Origin of the sequence: Streptomyces sirii (assembly GCF_045690365.1) — a bacterium.
Taxonomy (GTDB): domain Bacteria; phylum Actinomycetota; class Actinomycetes; order Streptomycetales; family Streptomycetaceae; genus Streptomyces; species Streptomyces sirii.
The window spans coordinates 5,266,903-5,282,691 of sequence record NZ_CP147982.1 but is presented as its reverse complement, the minus strand read 5'-3'; the positions used below and the strand labels follow the sequence as shown (position 1 = coordinate 5,282,691).

The 15,789-nt window shown below is 67.1% G+C and carries 11 protein-coding genes and 3 rRNA genes; 3 read left to right on the top strand and 11 right to left on the bottom strand.

Features of this window, described 5'->3' with window-relative positions:
- Positions 1 to 12: 12 nt before the first annotated feature.
- Genes WAB15_RS23895 through WAB15_RS23875 form a run of 5 tightly spaced genes read right to left on the bottom strand, consistent with a single transcriptional unit; the run spans position 13 to position 4,361 of the window.
- Positions 13 to 1,221 (bottom strand): NAD(P)/FAD-dependent oxidoreductase, encoded by a 1,209-nt coding sequence (locus tag WAB15_RS23895; RefSeq protein WP_407289282.1) that lies wholly within the window; start codon positions 1,219 to 1,221, stop codon positions 13 to 15.
- A gap of 11 nt (positions 1,222 to 1,232) precedes the next feature.
- Positions 1,233 to 1,424, bottom strand: coding sequence for a ferredoxin (locus tag WAB15_RS23890; RefSeq protein ID WP_407289281.1), 192 nt, complete (start codon positions 1,422 to 1,424; stop codon positions 1,233 to 1,235).
- A 19-nt stretch (positions 1,425 to 1,443) separates the two neighbouring features.
- Entirely contained in the window at positions 1,444 to 2,622 is a 1,179-nt protein-coding gene (locus WAB15_RS23885; protein WP_399148769.1) for a cytochrome P450, read from the bottom strand.
- A gap of 30 nt (positions 2,623 to 2,652) precedes the next feature.
- Positions 2,653 to 3,303 carry a TetR/AcrR family transcriptional regulator gene (locus tag WAB15_RS23880; RefSeq protein ID WP_407287493.1) on the bottom strand — a complete coding sequence of 217 codons (651 nt, stop codon included), beginning with the start codon at positions 3,301 to 3,303 and terminating at the stop codon, positions 2,653 to 2,655.
- Positions 3,300 to 4,361, bottom strand: coding sequence for a saccharopine dehydrogenase (locus WAB15_RS23875; RefSeq protein ID WP_407287492.1), 1,062 nt, complete (start codon positions 4,359 to 4,361; stop codon positions 3,300 to 3,302). The genes WAB15_RS23880 and WAB15_RS23875 overlap by 4 nt, the downstream gene beginning before the upstream one ends.
- 117 nt (positions 4,362 to 4,478) lie before the next feature.
- Here WAB15_RS23875 and WAB15_RS23870 point away from each other — a divergent pair, with 117 nt between their 5' ends.
- Positions 4,479 to 5,141 (top strand): 4'-phosphopantetheinyl transferase, encoded by a 663-nt coding sequence (locus WAB15_RS23870; protein WP_407287491.1) that lies wholly within the window; start codon positions 4,479 to 4,481, stop codon positions 5,139 to 5,141.
- Between the two features lie 99 nt (positions 5,142 to 5,240).
- On the opposite strand, the gene rrf is transcribed toward WAB15_RS23870, so the two are convergent.
- The 3 genes from rrf to WAB15_RS23855 form a co-directional block, all read right to left on the bottom strand.
- Positions 5,241 to 5,357: ribosomal RNA gene (gene rrf, locus WAB15_RS23865) — 5S ribosomal RNA — on the bottom strand.
- 76 nt (positions 5,358 to 5,433) lie between these two features.
- Positions 5,434 to 8,556, bottom strand: a 23S ribosomal RNA gene (locus tag WAB15_RS23860).
- 303 nt (positions 8,557 to 8,859) lie between these two features.
- Positions 8,860 to 10,388, bottom strand: a 16S ribosomal RNA gene (locus WAB15_RS23855).
- Together the 16S, 23S and 5S rRNA genes form the textbook arrangement of a ribosomal RNA operon.
- Before the next feature lie 947 nt (positions 10,389 to 11,335).
- Here WAB15_RS23855 and trpS point away from each other — a divergent pair.
- Positions 11,336 to 12,349, top strand: a complete 1,014-nt coding sequence (gene trpS, locus WAB15_RS23850; RefSeq protein ID WP_407289280.1) for a tryptophan--tRNA ligase — start codon at positions 11,336 to 11,338, stop codon at positions 12,347 to 12,349.
- A gap of 59 nt (positions 12,350 to 12,408) precedes the next feature.
- Here trpS and proC read toward each other — a convergent pair whose 3' ends face one another.
- From proC to WAB15_RS23835, 3 genes are all read right to left on the bottom strand, one after another.
- Positions 12,409 to 13,218, bottom strand: a complete 810-nt coding sequence (proC, locus tag WAB15_RS23845) for a pyrroline-5-carboxylate reductase (protein WP_399150930.1) — start codon at positions 13,216 to 13,218, stop codon at positions 12,409 to 12,411.
- 99 nt (positions 13,219 to 13,317) lie between these two features.
- Positions 13,318 to 14,109, bottom strand: a complete 792-nt coding sequence (locus tag WAB15_RS23840; RefSeq protein ID WP_407287490.1) for an ABC transporter permease — start codon at positions 14,107 to 14,109, stop codon at positions 13,318 to 13,320.
- The gene (locus tag WAB15_RS23835) at positions 14,106 to 14,912 is read right to left on the bottom strand and encodes an ABC transporter ATP-binding protein (RefSeq protein ID WP_407287489.1); all 807 of its coding nucleotides are present in this window, start codon (positions 14,910 to 14,912) and stop codon (positions 14,106 to 14,108) included. Before WAB15_RS23835 ends, WAB15_RS23840 begins: the two co-directional genes overlap by 4 nt.
- Positions 14,913 to 15,164: 252 nt before the next feature.
- Between WAB15_RS23835 and WAB15_RS23830 the strand changes: the two genes are divergently transcribed.
- On the top strand, positions 15,165 to 15,566 hold the full coding sequence (locus WAB15_RS23830; protein WP_407287488.1) for a hypothetical protein: 402 nt from the start codon (positions 15,165 to 15,167) through the stop codon (positions 15,564 to 15,566).
- Positions 15,567 to 15,789: the final 223 nt, after the last annotated feature.

The following is a 15,789-nucleotide window of genomic DNA, read 5'->3' as shown; positions in this document are numbered from 1 at the left end:
TTAATGACGGGTTCACATTCCCGCGGTTTTGTTTTCCACCGGCCCGATACACCGCTCTGCGCGCAGCCGCCGCGCATACGCCGGCAGCGACCGCCCCCGGTTCACACTCACCGCACCGACCAGCCGGTCCCCGTCGTAGTGCGCCACCAACACCGCGCCCTCGCTCGGATCCCCCGCCTCGACGACCACCCGGTCGCCGCTGCCGGGCAGCCCGACCGACTTGATCCGCAGCCCGAACGCCGCCGTCCAGAACGACGGCACATGGTCGTACGGCTCGGCCGCCGCCGGCCCGGCCAGCAGATTGCGCGCCGCCAGCTCCCCCTGCGCCGCCGCATTGCTCCAGTGCTCCAGCGGAACCGGCCCGTCGGCCGTCCGCACCGCATCGCAAACCGCCGCGTCCCCGGCCACCACCACCTCGGGATCCGGCCCCCCGGAACCCCGCGCGAACAGCCGCTCGTCGCAGTGGATCCGACCACCCGACAGCGCCAGCCCCGACCCCGCCAGCCACCGGGTCGCGGGCACCATCCCGATCGCCACCACCACGCAGTCCGCCGGCAGCACACCGCCGTCGACCAGCTCCACGGCGCTCACCCGCCCGCCCGCGGCCCGAAAACCCCCGACGCCGACGCCCAGCCGCAACACCACCCCCGCCCCGCGCGCCGCCGCGGCCACCACCTCGGAGGCCACCCCGCCCAGCGCCCCCAGCGGCGCGGCGGACGGCTCCACCAGCGTCACCCGCACACCCAGCCCGCTCAGCGACGACGCCAGCTCCACCCCGACGAACCCGGCGCCGACGACCACCACCTCACGGGCCCCGCCGGCCACTTCGGCCCGCAGCGCACGGACGTCCGCCAGCCCCCGCACCGTCAGCACCCCGGCCGGTACCGGCGCCCCGGGCCAGGGCCGGGCCTTGGCACCGGGCGCCAGCACCAGCCCGTCGTACGGCAGCGCCGTACCGTCGGCCAGCCGGACCCGCCGCCGCTCCCGGTCCAGTCCCACCGCCGCGGTCCCCCGGATCCAGCGGGCGTCGAAGTCCTCGGCGCCCGCCAGCCGGATATCGGCCTCCGCCAGCGTCCCGGACACCAGCTGCTTGGTCAGCGGCGGCCGGTCGTAGGGCAGTTCCGGCTCGTCCGACACGAGGGTCAGCCGGCCGGCGAACCCCTGCGCCCGCAGCGACTCGCCGGCCCGCACACCCGCCAGGCCGGCCCCTACCACGACCACCTCGCGCAAGGTCAGGCCCCTTCGACCGAGATGGCCCGCACCGGACACGCCCGCGCCGCCGCGGCCACCTTGCCGGCCAGCTCGGGGGCCGGGTCCGGCGCGACCACCAGCCGCTCGTCGTCGTCCAGCGCGAACACCTCTGGCGCCACCAGCGCACACTGCCCGAGCCCGTCGCACAGCCCGTGATCCACCGCGATCCTCATGCCCACGTCCCCCCGCTCCTCAGCGCGCATAGCGCAGCGGCAGCTCGACCAGGCCCCGGATCGCATCCGACGGCAGCCACCGCACCTCTTCGGCCGGCACCGCCAGTTCCAGCGTGCCGAACCGCCGCAGAATCTCGGTGAGCGCGATCGTCGCCTCCTGGCGGGCGAGGCGCTGCCCCAGGCAGAAGTGCGCCCCCATCCCGAACGCCACATGCTGTGCGGTCGCCCGGTGGATGTCGAACGCATGCGGATCGGCCCGTACGTCGGCATCGCGGTTGGCCGCGGTCAGCAGAAAGCGGACCAGCTCCCCCGCACGGATCGTCACGCCCCCGGCCTCGATGTCCTCCCGCGCGACCCGGTTGACCGTGGTCATCGCCGAGCCCCTGAAGCGCAGCGCCTCCTCCACCGCCGCGCCCACCAGCGACGGATCGCGGCGCAGCGCGGCCAGCTGCCCGGGGTGGGTCAGCAGATCGTGCAGCGCGTTCGCCAGCAGATTCGTGACCGTGTCGTGCCCGGCGATCAGCAACACCGCGGCGAACGACGACAGTTCCTCGTCGCTCAGCGCACCGCCGTCCTCGAACCGGGCCGCGATCAGCTCGCTGAGCAGGTCCTCGGTGGGCCGCTCCCGCTTGGCGCCGATCAGCCCGATGCAGTAGCCGAACAGCTCCACCGCCGCCGTCTGCATCGCCTCCGCGGACGGCGCCGCGGAGATGTCCATCGCCCACTTGCGGAACGGCACCCGGTCCTCGGCCGGCACCCCCAGCAGCTCGCAGATCACCTCCAGCGGCATCGGATAGGTGAACTCCTCGATGAAGTCCGCCGTCCCGCGATCCCCCAGCTTGTCCAGCAGCTGCCGGGTGATCTCCTCGATGCGCGGCTCCAACTGACGCACCGCCTTCGAGGCGAAGGCGGCGCTCACCAGCCGACGGTTCCGGGAATGCCCGGGATCGTCCTGCTCCAGGAGCATCACGGCCATCCCCGGGACCAGCGCCCCTTGCGGCGCGTGCGTGTGCACGTCGTTGGACAGCCGCGGATCGCCGAGCAGCTCCCGCGTCAGCGCCGCCCCCAGAACCGTCCAGGTCTCCTGCCCGTTCAGCTGCCGCGTACGGATGATGCCGCGGCTCTCGGCGAGCCGCTCCAGCTCCCTCTCCAGTCCGGCCGACGAAGCCAGCTCGGCCAGATCCACTACCTCGGTCATGTACAGATCCCCCCTAGACGGCCCCGGGCTTCAGTCCCGGAGCAACTGCACGGCGAAGTGAGCCAGTTGTGCGTCCATCGCGGCCGACCGGCTGCCGGCGATACCCGACCGCATCAGCGCCGCCCCCTCGACGAGCGCCACGAACGTCTCGGCCCTGGCCCGGCAGAACTCACCCGACCAGTCCGGCCGCCCCTGCTGGACGAACGCCTCCACATGGGCGACGTACTTGCGGTAGAACTCCCGCACCACCGCGGCGATCTCCTCGTCCCGCGCCGCCAGCGCCCACACCTCGACGTAGAGGCGGACCAGCTGCGGGTCCTCCTGCTCGGCGAGCACCACGGCCACCACCTCGTCGGGGTTCGCCGGCCCCGCCGGACTCTCCAGAGCCGACGGATCGTCACGCACCACCCGCAACCCCGTCGTCTCCGCCAGCCGCTCCAGCGAACGCTCCAGCGCCCGCTCCAGCACCGCCTTGATCAGATCGGCCCTGGTCGGGAAGTAGTGCTGCAGATGCCCGACCCGCACCCCCGCCTCACCGGCGATGGCCCGCAGCGAGGCATCCGCCCCCTTGGCCACCAGCACCGCCTCGGCCGCGTCCAGCAGACTCGTCCGGCGGATACTGCCCTGCCGGGTCAGCGTCGAGCCCTTCCCGGCGGCACCCGGCTCCTTCTCCTCCGTCATGACACCTCGACCTTCACGCCCGCCTTCTCCAGCGCGCCGACGACGTCCTGCGGCAGCGGCGTCATCTCGGGGAACGCCACCCCCTCCGGCGCGGCGGCACCGTCCTCCCCCAGCACCCGGCGCAGCCCCAACAGCCCGCCCAGCGCCGTGAGATGCGCCTGTCCGGCCGGATCGGTGAGCGTCGCCGTACGCCGCTCCCCGCGCCGTCCCCGCACCTCGATCCGCAGCAGCGCGCTGCCGCCCTCGCCCGGCGAGTACAGCATCGACCGGCGCGTCGACTCGAAGCGGTCCCCGCGCCCCCACCGGAAGAAACCGGTCTTCTTGAGCGCCAGCAGCGTGGACGTCGAGGAGTTGGCGCTGAAGCCGATCCGGGTGAGGGCGGTGTCCACACCGAGCACCAGCGGCAGCGTGAACTGCTCCGGCGTGTCGATCCGCGCGACCTTGGTCCGGTGCCCGCCGATGTCCACGAACCCGGCACCGCTCAGCGGCATGATCATCTGCCGCCGGCCGCCCTCGGTCACCTCGTAGTCCAGACCCAGCCGGTCCATGAACTCCACCGAGTCCGTTCCCGCACGGTCCTTGAGGTCGTAGCGGATGGCGATCTCCACCGCCGACGCCCCGCCGACCTCGGCCGCCAGCGCCGCGGCCACCAGGGCGGTCACCCCGCCCATCCAACTGGACGACAGCAGCACCGGCGCCCTGACCGACTCCACCGCCGCCACCGCGGTGGCCCGCTGCAGCCGCGCCGTCCAGCGCGTGATGTCCACATACGGAACACCGCCCCGGATCGCGGCCAGCAGCACCCGGTCCTCGGGGTCGTTCACCGTGCTGACCACGGCCCGCACCTTGGCCGAAAAGGGCTCCGGGTCGCTCAGATCCCAGCGCCGCACCGCCGCACCGACCTCCTCGGCCAGCGCCCGTCCACGCTCCGGGGTCCGCCCCGTGAGCAGCAGCGGCCACGAGGGAGCCGCGAGCCGGGCCAGATCCCCCCCGACGGTGCCGTAGCCGCCGACCACCAAAACCGGCCCTGTCACATCAAGCTGGATGTCATCGTCCACACGGACGAGACTAGGTCACGCGACCTAGAAAAACAACGACAACTTTCCCGCGCCGCCCCCTGACCCCGAAGCCGACCGCCCTACCCTCAACTGACCTGCGAAAACAAGGAGTTACCGATGATCGAAGCCGTTCTTCCCACGACCGCGGTGGGCGAGGACGCCTTCGGCGACCCGGACCGGCCCCCCACCGGACACCCGCCGTCCCCCGCCCTCTTCCCCGCCGAGAAACGGGCCATCGCTCACGCCGGCACCAAGCGCCGCCGCGAATTCACCACCACCCGGCACTGCGCCCACCGCGCCCTCGCCCGGCTCGGCCTCCCCCCGACACCACTTCCCCCTGCCCCCACCGGCGCCCCCGCCTGGCCCCCCGGCATCACCGGCAGCCTCACCCACTGCGCCGGCTACCGCGCCGCCGCCGTCGTCCACACCAGCGACATCCCCCACCTCGGCATCGACGCCGAACCCCACGCCTCCCTGCCGCCGGCCGTACGCGACGGCATCACCACCCCCGCCGAACGCCGCCACCTGCGCCAACTCGACGCCACCCATCCCCACGTCCCCTGGGACCGCCTGCTCTTCAGCGCCAAGGAATCCCTCTACAAGGCCTGCTCCCCGCTCATCCCCCGCACCCTCCACTTCGACGACGCCGAACTGACCTTCACCCCCGACACCCACACCTTCACCGCGCTCCTCCCGCTCCCCCTCCCCCGACTGACCGGCCGCTGGCACGCCGGCCACGGCATCCTGATCACCGCAGTGGCCGTCCCCCCACACCCCTGACGTCTCCGGTCCCGGTCCCGGAAAGCGAATAGCCCCGGAAACGCAAAAAAGCCTCGTTCCCCGAGTCGAAACTCGGGGAACGAGGCTTTTTCAAAATTAGTTCGGCGGCGTCCTACTCTCCCACAGGGTCCCCCCTGCAGTACCATCGGCGCTGAAAGGCTTAGCTTCCGGGTTCGGAATGTAACCGGGCGTTTCCCTAACGCTATGACCACCGAAACACTATGAAGTTGACCAACCGGAGCATGACTCAACGGTCGTTACTTCAGAACCTACACAGTGGACGCGAGCAACTGAGGACAAGCCCTCGGCCTATTAGTACCAGTCAACTCCACCGGTTACCCGGCTTCCATATCTGGCCTATCAACCCAGTCGTCTACTGGGAGCCTTACCCTCTCAAGGAGGTGGGAGCCCTCATCTCGAAGCAGGCTTCCCGCTTAGATGCTTTCAGCGGTTATCCTTTCCGAACGTAGCCAACCAGCCATGCCCTTGGCAGGACAACTGGCACACCAGAGGTTCGTCCGTCCCGGTCCTCTCGTACTAGGGACAGCCCTTCTCAAGACTCCTACGCGCACAGCGGATAGGGACCGAACTGTCTCACGACGTTCTAAACCCAGCTCGCGTACCGCTTTAATGGGCGAACAGCCCAACCCTTGGGACCGACTCCAGCCCCAGGATGCGACGAGCCGACATCGAGGTGCCAAACCATCCCGTCGATATGGACTCTTGGGGAAGATCAGCCTGTTATCCCCGGGGTACCTTTTATCCGTTGAGCGACGGCGCTTCCACAAGCCACCGCCGGATCACTAGTCCCTACTTTCGTACCTGCTCGACCCGTCAGTCTCACAGTCAAGCTCCCTTGTGCACTTACACTCAACACCTGATTGCCAACCAGGCTGAGGGAACCTTTGGGCGCCTCCGTTACTCTTTAGGAGGCAACCGCCCCAGTTAAACTACCCACCAGACACTGTCCCTGATCCGGATCACGGACCCAGGTTAGACATCCAGCACGACCAGAGTGGTATTTCAACAATGACTCCACCATGACTGGCGTCACGGCTTCAAAGTCTCCCACCTATCCTACACAAGCCGAACCGAACACCAATATCAAGCTATAGTAAAGGTCCCGGGGTCTTTCCGTCCTGCTGCGCGAAACGAGCATCTTTACTCGTAATGCAATTTCACCGGGCCTATGGTTGAGACAGTCGAGAAGTCGTTACGCCATTCGTGCAGGTCGGAACTTACCCGACAAGGAATTTCGCTACCTTAGGATGGTTATAGTTACCACCGCCGTTTACTGGCGCTTAAGTTCTCAGCTTCGCCACACCGAAATGTGACTAACCGGTCCCCTTAACGTTCCAGCACCGGGCAGGCGTCAGTCCGTATACATCGCCTTACGGCTTCGCACGGACCTGTGTTTTTAGTAAACAGTCGCTTCTCGCTGGTCTCTGCGGCCACCCCCAGCTCAGGAAGTAAATCCCATCACCGGAAATGGCCCCCCTTCTCCCGAAGTTACGGGGGCATTTTGCCGAGTTCCTTAACCATAGTTCACCCGAACGCCTCGGTATTCTCTACCTGACCACCTGAGTCGGTTTAGGGTACGGGCCGCCATGAAACTCGCTAGAGGCTTTTCTCGACAGCATAGGATCATCCACTTCACCACAATCGGCTCGGCATCAGGTCTCAGACTTATATGCTGTCCGGATTTGCCTAGACAGCGTCCTACACCCTTACCCCGGGACAACCACCGCCCGGGCTGGACTACCTTCCTGCGTCACCCCATCGCTTACCTACTACCACCTTGGATCGGCGGCTCCACCACGTCCCTTTGTCCGAAGACTCCAGGCCGGCTTCACGGCCTTAGCATTAATGGATTCGATATTGGGCGTTTCAAAGCGGGTACCGGAATATCAACCGGTTGTCCATCGACTACGCCTGTCGGCCTCGCCTTAGGTCCCGACTTACCCTGGGCAGATCAGCTTGACCCAGGAACCCTTAGTCAATCGGCGCACACGTTTCCCACGTGTGTATCGCTACTCATGCCTGCATTCTCACTCGTGAACCGTCCACAACTCGTTTCCACGGCTGCTTCACCCGGCACACGACGCTCCCCTACCCATCACAGCGGGCGTTGGCCCTCATGCTGCAATGACACGACTTCGGCGGTGTGCTTGAGCCCCGCTACATTGTCGGCGCGGAATCACTTGACCAGTGAGCTATTACGCACTCTTTCAAGGGTGGCTGCTTCTAAGCCAACCTCCTGGTTGTCTCTGCGACTCCACATCCTTTCCCACTTAGCACACGCTTAGGGGCCTTAGTCGATGCTCTGGGCTGTTTCCCTCTCGACCATGGAGCTTATCCCCCACAGTCTCACTGCCGCGCTCTCACTTACCGGCATTCGGAGTTTGGCTAAGGTCAGTAACCCGGTAGGGCCCATCGCCTATCCAGTGCTCTACCTCCGGCAAGAAACACACGACGCTGCACCTAAATGCATTTCGGGGAGAACCAGCTATCACGGAGTTTGATTGGCCTTTCACCCCTAACCACAGGTCATCCCCCAGGTTTTCAACCCTGGTGGGTTCGGTCCTCCACGAAGTCTTACCTCCGCTTCAACCTGCCCATGGCTAGATCACTCCGCTTCGGGTCTTGGGCACGCTACTCAACGCCCTATTCGGACTCGCTTTCGCTACGGCTTCCCCACACGGGTTAACCTCGCAACATACCGCAAACTCGCAGGCTCATTCTTCAAAAGGCACGCAGTCACGACGTTGAATCCGAAGACTCAACGCGACGCTCCCACGGCTTGTAGGCACACGGTTTCAGGTACTATTTCACTCCGCTCCCGCGGTACTTTTCACCATTCCCTCACGGTACTATCCGCTATCGGTCACCAGGGAATATTTAGGCTTAACGGGTGGTCCCGCCAGATTCACACGGGATTTCTCGGGCCCCGTGCTACTTGGGTGGTTCTCAAACGAGCCGTCAATGTTTCAGCTACGGGGGTCTTACCCTCTACGCCGGACCTTTCGCATGTCCTTCGCCTACATCAACGGTTTCTGACTCGTCTCATCGCCGGCAGACGATGAAAGAGAACTCCCACGACCCCGCACTGGCAACCCCTGCCGGGTATCACACCAATACGGTTTAGCCTCATCCGGTTTCGCTCGCCACTACTCCCGGAATCACGGTTGTTTTCTCTTCCTGCGGGTACTGAGATGTTTCACTTCCCCGCGTTCCCTCCACATACCCTATGTGTTCAGGTATGGGTGACAGCCCATGACGACTGCCGGGTTTCCCCATTCGGACACCCCCGGATCAAAGCTCGGTTGACAGCTCCCCGGGGCCTATCGCGGCCTCCCACGTCCTTCATCGGTTCCTGGTGCCAAGGCATCCACCGTGCGCCCTTAAAAACTTGGCCACAGATGCTCGCGTCCACTGTGCAGTTCTCAAGCAACGACCAGCCACCCACCACCCCAACCCGAAGGCTGAGTTCACTGGGGCCGGCATCGCGAAGGTCCAGACTCACAGTCCGTACCCTCAGATACCCAACAACGTGCCCGACACGATCCCCCAAGACCCACGTTCCACGCCGAAGCAGTACTAATGAACCCTCAGAAACCGTGCCGAATAGTCAACGTTCCACCCATGAGCAACCAGCATCAGACATTCGCTGATGTACTGGCCTCTGACCAAGCCAGGCTTGGTAAGAAGTGCTCCTTAGAAAGGAGGTGATCCAGCCGCACCTTCCGGTACGGCTACCTTGTTACGACTTCGTCCCAATCGCCAGTCCCACCTTCGACGATTCCCTCCCACAAGGGGTTGGGCCACCGGCTTCGGGTGTTACCGACTTTCGTGACGTGACGGGCGGTGTGTACAAGGCCCGGGAACGTATTCACCGCAGCAATGCTGATCTGCGATTACTAGCAACTCCGACTTCATGGGGTCGAGTTGCAGACCCCAATCCGAACTGAGACCGGCTTTTTGAGATTCGCTCCACCTCGCGGTATCGCAGCTCATTGTACCGGCCATTGTAGCACGTGTGCAGCCCAAGACATAAGGGGCATGATGACTTGACGTCGTCCCCACCTTCCTCCGAGTTGACCCCGGCAGTCTCCTGTGAGTCCCCATCACCCCGAAGGGCATGCTGGCAACACAGAACAAGGGTTGCGCTCGTTGCGGGACTTAACCCAACATCTCACGACACGAGCTGACGACAGCCATGCACCACCTGTACACCGACCACAAGGGGGACCCTGTCTCCAGGGTTTTCCGGTGTATGTCAAGCCTTGGTAAGGTTCTTCGCGTTGCGTCGAATTAAGCCACATGCTCCGCTGCTTGTGCGGGCCCCCGTCAATTCCTTTGAGTTTTAGCCTTGCGGCCGTACTCCCCAGGCGGGGAACTTAATGCGTTAGCTGCGGCACGGACGACGTGGAATGTCGCCCACACCTAGTTCCCAACGTTTACGGCGTGGACTACCAGGGTATCTAATCCTGTTCGCTCCCCACGCTTTCGCTCCTCAGCGTCAGTATCGGCCCAGAGATCCGCCTTCGCCACCGGTGTTCCTCCTGATATCTGCGCATTTCACCGCTACACCAGGAATTCCGATCTCCCCTACCGAACTCTAGCCTGCCCGTATCGAATGCAGACCCGGGGTTAAGCCCCGGGCTTTCACATCCGACGTGACAAGCCGCCTACGAGCTCTTTACGCCCAATAATTCCGGACAACGCTTGCGCCCTACGTATTACCGCGGCTGCTGGCACGTAGTTAGCCGGCGCTTCTTCTGCAGGTACCGTCACTCTCGCTTCTTCCCTGCTGAAAGAGGTTTACAACCCGAAGGCCGTCATCCCTCACGCGGCGTCGCTGCATCAGGCTTTCGCCCATTGTGCAATATTCCCCACTGCTGCCTCCCGTAGGAGTCTGGGCCGTGTCTCAGTCCCAGTGTGGCCGGTCGCCCTCTCAGGCCGGCTACCCGTCGTCGCCTTGGTAGGCCATTACCCCACCAACAAGCTGATAGGCCGCGGGCTCATCCTTCACCGCCGGAGCTTTCCACGCACAGACCATGCGGTCGCGCGTCATATCCGGTATTAGACCCCGTTTCCAGGGCTTGTCCCAGAGTGAAGGGCAGATTGCCCACGTGTTACTCACCCGTTCGCCACTAATCCCCTCCCGAAGGAGGTTCATCGTTCGACTTGCATGTGTTAAGCACGCCGCCAGCGTTCGTCCTGAGCCAGGATCAAACTCTCCGTGAATGCTTTACCCGACTGCGTTTAATGAAAAACGGCGGGTGACACTCGCGTTGAGCGGAACAAGCAGGCGGAATAAGCCTGCTCGTTCACAGCGTCCTCGCTGTGTGTTGCCTACCCGCACATTGTGCTGGTAGGACTTTCAAAGGAACCTCATCTCCCGGATGTTTCCGGTCGACGGGGTATCAACATATCTGGCGTTGACTTTTGGCACGCTGTTGAGTTCTCAAGGAACGGACGCTTCCTTTGTTCCTGTTTCACCAGGATCTCCGGGCGCTTCCCTTCGGTCTTGCGTTTCCGACTCTACCAGATCCTCGCGGCTCCGATTTTCGCCGGTGCGTTTCGGCCTTTCGGCTTCTTCGCGTTTCCAACCTTACCAGATCCGTTTCCGTCTCCGGCCCCCTGTTGGAGCGGGGTCGGCCGTTCGGCTTTCGCTTTTCGGCCTTTCCGACTCTATCAGATCCGTTTCGTTCCGTTGCCGGTCCGAATTTGTTTCCGATTCCCCGTCGGAGGGGGTTTGTTCGCGCCTTTCGGCGTGATCACTACTTTAGCGGAATTCCTCGTCGGCGCATAATCGCGCCGCGGTCCGAATTTCGGCATGCCGAAATTGTTCCCGGTGAGGGGCCGTGCAGTAGTGGTGTGCCGCGAAGCGGCGGGATGGTTGTCCGGGGCCGGTCGGCTCCGTGGCAACTCGGAGGACACTACACGAGGGCGTGGGGTTGTTCAAACCCGCGCCGGGCACGGGTTCGCGGTGTACGTTTGCGACATGACTACGCATGCGCTCGTACAGCAGTGGTGGCTCGCCTGACGGCGGCCGAACCACAGCGCATGCATGACCACGGCCGCCGCTTCGGCGGCCGTTCGCGTTTCCCCCTCTCGTAGCCGGCCGGCGAAGTCGGCGGTCTCGACGCGCACTCAGTTGAGTGCGGGAGAGAAGGACGGGCGAGATGGCGATGGCGACGACTGCGACGGCGCGTACTCGGATCTTCAGCGGGGTGCAGCCCACGGGGCATCTGACGCTGGGGAACTACCTCGGGGCGATGCGGCGGTGGGTCGAGGTGGACCAGCACCGTGCGGAGGCGCTGTTCTGCGTGGTGGATCTGCATGCGTTGACCGTCGAGCACGATCCGGCGCGGTTGCGGCGGCTGAGTCGGCAGGCCGCGACGTTGCTGCTGGCCGCGGGGCTGGATCCGGAGCTGTGCACGGTGTTCGCGCAGAGCCGGGTCGATGAGCATGTGCGGCTGTCGTATCTGATGGAGTGCACGGCCTCCGACGGGGAGATGCGGCGCATGATCCAGTACAAGGAGAAGGCCGCGCGGGAGCAGGCGCGGGGCGGGAGTGTGCGGCTGTCGCTGCTGACCTATCCGGCGCTGATGGCGGCGGACATCCTGGCGTACGGGGCACAGGAGGTGCCGGTCGGGGAGGACCAGGCACAGCATGTGGAGCTGACGCGGGATCTGGCGGTGCGGTTCAACCAGCGGTACGGGGCGACGTTCGTCGTGCCCAAGGCGACGCATCCGGCGGTGGCGGCGCGGGTGATGGATCTGCAGGAGCCGACGTCCAAGATGGGCAAGTCGCACGCCAGGACGGCGGGGGTGGTGTATTTGCTCGACGAGCCGGAGGTGGTCCGCAAGAAGGTGATGCGGGCGGTCACCGACGGCGGGAGCGAGGTGGTCTACGACCGGGAGGAGCGGCCGGGGGTGGCCAATCTCCTGGATGTGCTGGCCGCCTGTACGGATGGGGATCCGGAGCGGCTGGCCGAGGGGTACTCCTCGTACGGGGCGCTGAAGAAGGACACCGCGGAGGCGGTGGTGGAGATGCTGCGGCCGGTGCGGAGCCGGCACGCGGAGCTGGCGGCGGATCCCTCGGCGGTGGATGCGGTGTTGCGGGCCGGGGCGGAGCGGGCCCGGGCGATCGCGAGGCCGCGGGTGGATGCGGCCTATCAGGCGATGGGGTTGCTGGCCTGAGGCGTGTCTCCCCCAGGGGCAGCCGGTCCGGGGGCCGGCTGCCCCGCCGCGGGGTGCGGTCAGCCGTTGCCGGTGGCCAGTTCGCGGCTGCGGTCGCGGGCGGCTTCCAGGGCGGCGATCAGGGCCGCGCGGACTCCGTGGTTCTCCAGTTCGCGGATGGCGTTGATGGTGGTGCCGGCCGGGGACGTGACGTTCTCGCGGAGTTTGACGGGGTGCTCGCCGCTGTCGCGGAGCATCACGGCGGCCCCGATGGCGGCCTGGACGATGAGGTCGTGGGCCTTGTCGCGGGGCAGGCCGAGCAGGATGCCGGCGTCGGTCATGGCCTCGACGAGGAAGTAGAAGTACGCCGGGCCGGAGCCGGACAGGGCGGTGGCGGCGTCCTGCTGGGTCTCCGGGACGCGGAGGGTCTTGCCGACGGTTGCGAAGATCTCCTCGGCGAGGGTGAGGTGGGCGGCGCTGGCGTGGGAGCCGGCGGAGATGACGGACATCGCCTCGTCGACGAGGGCCGGGGTGTTCGTCATGACCCGGACGACCGGGGTGCCGGTGGCCAGGCGCTCCTCGAAGTAGGAGGTGGGGATGCCGGCCGCGCCGCTGATGACCAGGCGGTCGACGGGGACGTGCGGGGCGAGTTCCCGCAGGAGGGCGCCCATGTCCTGCGGCTTGACGGTGAGGATGAGGGTGTCGGCGGACTTGGCGGCCTCGGCGTTGCTGACGGCCTCCACGCCGTAGCGGGCGTGGAGCTGTTCGGCGCGTTCCCGGCGGCGGGCGGTGACCAGGAGGTCGGAGGGGGCCCAGCCGCCTCGGATCATTCCGCTGAGAAGGGCTTCGCCGATTTTTCCGGTGCCGAGTACGGCGACCTTCTGGGTCATGCTGCGGTTCACCTCGCCGGTGGTGCCTGGTCGGTTACGCCGTCATCCTCGCACCCGGACGGCGCGGGGCGCGGGTGCGTTCCGAGGGCCAAGACGGTGTCACCTCGTACGGCGGCGGAGGGTGGCGGCGCCGAGGGCGAGGACGAGGAGGGCGCAGCCGGTGACGACGGCCGTGTCGCGGACGAAGTCGGCGGTGATGTCGGGGTGTCGCAGGACCTCGTTCATACCGTCGACGGCGTAGGACATCGGCAGGGCGTCGGAGAGCGCTTCGAGGGCGGGGTGCATGGCCCCGCGCGAGGTGAACAGGCCGCAGAGCAGGAGCTGGGGCATCAGGACGGCGGGCAGGAACTGGACGGCCTGGAACTCGGAGGCGGCGAAGGCCGAGACGAAGAGGCCGAGGGCGGTGCCGAGGAGGGCGTCCAGGACGGCGACGAGCAGGAGCAGCCAGGGGGAGCCGACGGTGTCGAGGCCCAGGGCCCAGACGGACAGTCCGGTGGCGAGGGCGGACTGGACGACCGCCAGCAGGCCGAAGGCCAGGGCGTAGCCGCCGATCAGGTCGGCCTTGCCCAGGGGCATGGCGAGCAGGCGTTCCAGGGTGCCGGAGGTGCGTTCGCGCAGGGTGGCGATGGAGGTCACCAGGAACATCGTGATCATCGGGAAGATGCCGAGGAGGGAGGCCCCGATGCCGTCGAAGGTGTCCGGGCGGGCGTCGAAGACATAGCGGAGCAGGGCGATCATCACGCACGGGACGACCAGCATCATCGCGAGGGTGCGGCGGTCGTGGCGCAGCTGGCGCAGGACCCGGGCGGCGGTGGCCAGGGTGCGGGACGGGGAGAGCGGCGCGGTGCGCGGGCGGGGGGCCGCGGCGGGCGGGGGTGCGGTGGCGGTCATCGGGCCGGCTCCTGGGTGGTGGTGTCGTGGTGCGGGGCGGCGGTCGCGGCCCGGTCGACGAGGTGGAGGAAGGCGGCCTCGACGGTGGGTGCGCCGGTGCGGTCGCGGAGGGCCTGCGGGGTGTCCTCGGCCAGGAAGCGGCCCTCGCGCATCAGCAGGAGGCGGTCGCAGCGCTCGGCCTCGTCCATGACGTGGGAGGACACCAGGAGGGTGGTGCCCCGGTCGGTGGCGAGGGCGCGGAAGAGGTTCCACAGGTCGCGGCGGAGGACGGGGTCCAGGCCGACGGTGGGTTCGTCGAGGACGAGGAGTTCGGGGGTGCCGAGGAGGGCCACCGCGAGGGAGACCCGGCTGCGCTGGCCGCCGGAGAGGCGGCCGGCGAGGACGTCGGCGTGGCGGGTGAGGTCGACGTCCGCGAGGGCGCGGGCGACGCCGGCGCGGCGGTGGTCGCGGGCGGCGCGGCCGGGATGCAGGACCGCGGCGAAGTAGTCGAGGTTCTGGCGGACCGTGAGGTCGTCGTAGACGGAGGGGTCCTGGGTGACGTAGCCGATGCGGGGGCGCAGTGCGGGGGCGCCCGCGGGGCGGCCGAGGACGTCGAGGGTGCCGGTGACGTGGGCCTGGGTGCCGACGACGGCGCGCAGGAGGGTGGATTTGCCGCAGCCGGAGGGGCCGAGGAGGCCGGTGATCCGGCCGCGGGGGACGTGGCAGGTGAGGGCGTCGAGGACGGTGCGGCCGCCTCGGACGACGGTGAGGTCGTGGGCGTGGACGGCGGGCGCGTCGGCGTCGCCGTCACCGTAATTCATCATGCGATGAATAATGCGCCGGGTGGGGTGGGCCGTCAAGCATTGCGCCATTGGAGTGAGCAACCCGGCGGAGTGGTGTGCGATACAGCGCGTTGAAGCACGAACGGCACTTCGGCGGTCGCCGGCGCGAACGGAACCCTTCCCTCCTGTCCGATAACTCGGCGTTCACAGGTCGATCACATATCGACTTGCGGCGGGGCCTGTCGGCCTCGACACAATGGGGGGACCTGTCCAGCCGCGCCGGAAGGGGCGTCGATGGCGAAGATCCAGGTGGGCCGTTTCGTACGGCTCCTGTTGATCCTCATGGCCGTCGTCCTGGCCCTGCCGACCGCCGCCGAGGGCGCGTTCGGAACCGACGCGGCGGCCGCGCCCGCCAGGAACAGCGCCTCCGGCGCCGGTTCCGCGAGCGCCGCCCCGATGGCCTCGGACCCTTCCGAGGATCGGGAAGCCGCCCTCGGCCGCTGCCTGCCGCGCCGCGGCGGGCGCTCCGCGGCCACGTTCCGCGCGCCCGCACCGCCCGGCACGGCCGTGTCGACCAACGCTCCCGTACGGACCGAGGGCGGGCTGCGCCTGGCCGCCCCGCTGACCGGCCGTCAGGCCGTGCCCGTGTCGAGATCGGGCGAGCTGCCGGTCCACCACCTCGTCTTCCGCTGCTGAGCGCGGCGAGCTGAGAGCTGCCCCAGGGCCTTCCCCGGCCCGCGCATCCCGACGGATCCAGCCGTCATCGCCACACCCTTCATGGCGCGCGCCGCACGGCACCGCACGGCAGCCGGCGAAAGCAGGCCGACGCAGGTCGCCCTGCGCCTGCTAGCCGTGCCCGTCTCCGGGCCGGTGCCGGTGTCCGCGCGTGCGCCGCCGCATCTCTCATCCGCTGGAGGCA

Excerpts from the sequence above, each read along its gene's own strand:
- WAB15_RS23885 (WP_399148769.1), bottom strand. The coding sequence starts at position 2,622 with ATGACCGAGGTAGTGGATCTGGCCGAGCTGGCTTCGTCGGCCGGACTG.
- WAB15_RS23830 (WP_407287488.1), top strand. The coding sequence starts at position 15,165 with ATGGCGAAGATCCAGGTGGGCCGTTTCGTACGGCTCCTGTTGATCCTC.
- WAB15_RS23835 (WP_407287489.1), bottom strand. The coding sequence starts at position 14,912 with ATGATGAATTACGGTGACGGCGACGCCGACGCGCCCGCCGTCCACGCC.
- WAB15_RS23870 (WP_407287491.1), top strand. The coding sequence starts at position 4,479 with ATGATCGAAGCCGTTCTTCCCACGACCGCGGTGGGCGAGGACGCCTTC.
- WAB15_RS23840 (WP_407287490.1), bottom strand. The coding sequence starts at position 14,109 with ATGACCGCCACCGCACCCCCGCCCGCCGCGGCCCCCCGCCCGCGCACC.
- WAB15_RS23890 (WP_407289281.1), bottom strand. The coding sequence starts at position 1,424 with ATGAGGATCGCGGTGGATCACGGGCTGTGCGACGGGCTCGGGCAGTGT.
- trpS (WP_407289280.1), top strand. The coding sequence starts at position 11,336 with ATGGCGACGACTGCGACGGCGCGTACTCGGATCTTCAGCGGGGTGCAG.
- proC (WP_399150930.1), bottom strand. The coding sequence starts at position 13,218 with ATGACCCAGAAGGTCGCCGTACTCGGCACCGGAAAAATCGGCGAAGCC.
- WAB15_RS23880 (WP_407287493.1), bottom strand. The coding sequence starts at position 3,303 with ATGACGGAGGAGAAGGAGCCGGGTGCCGCCGGGAAGGGCTCGACGCTG.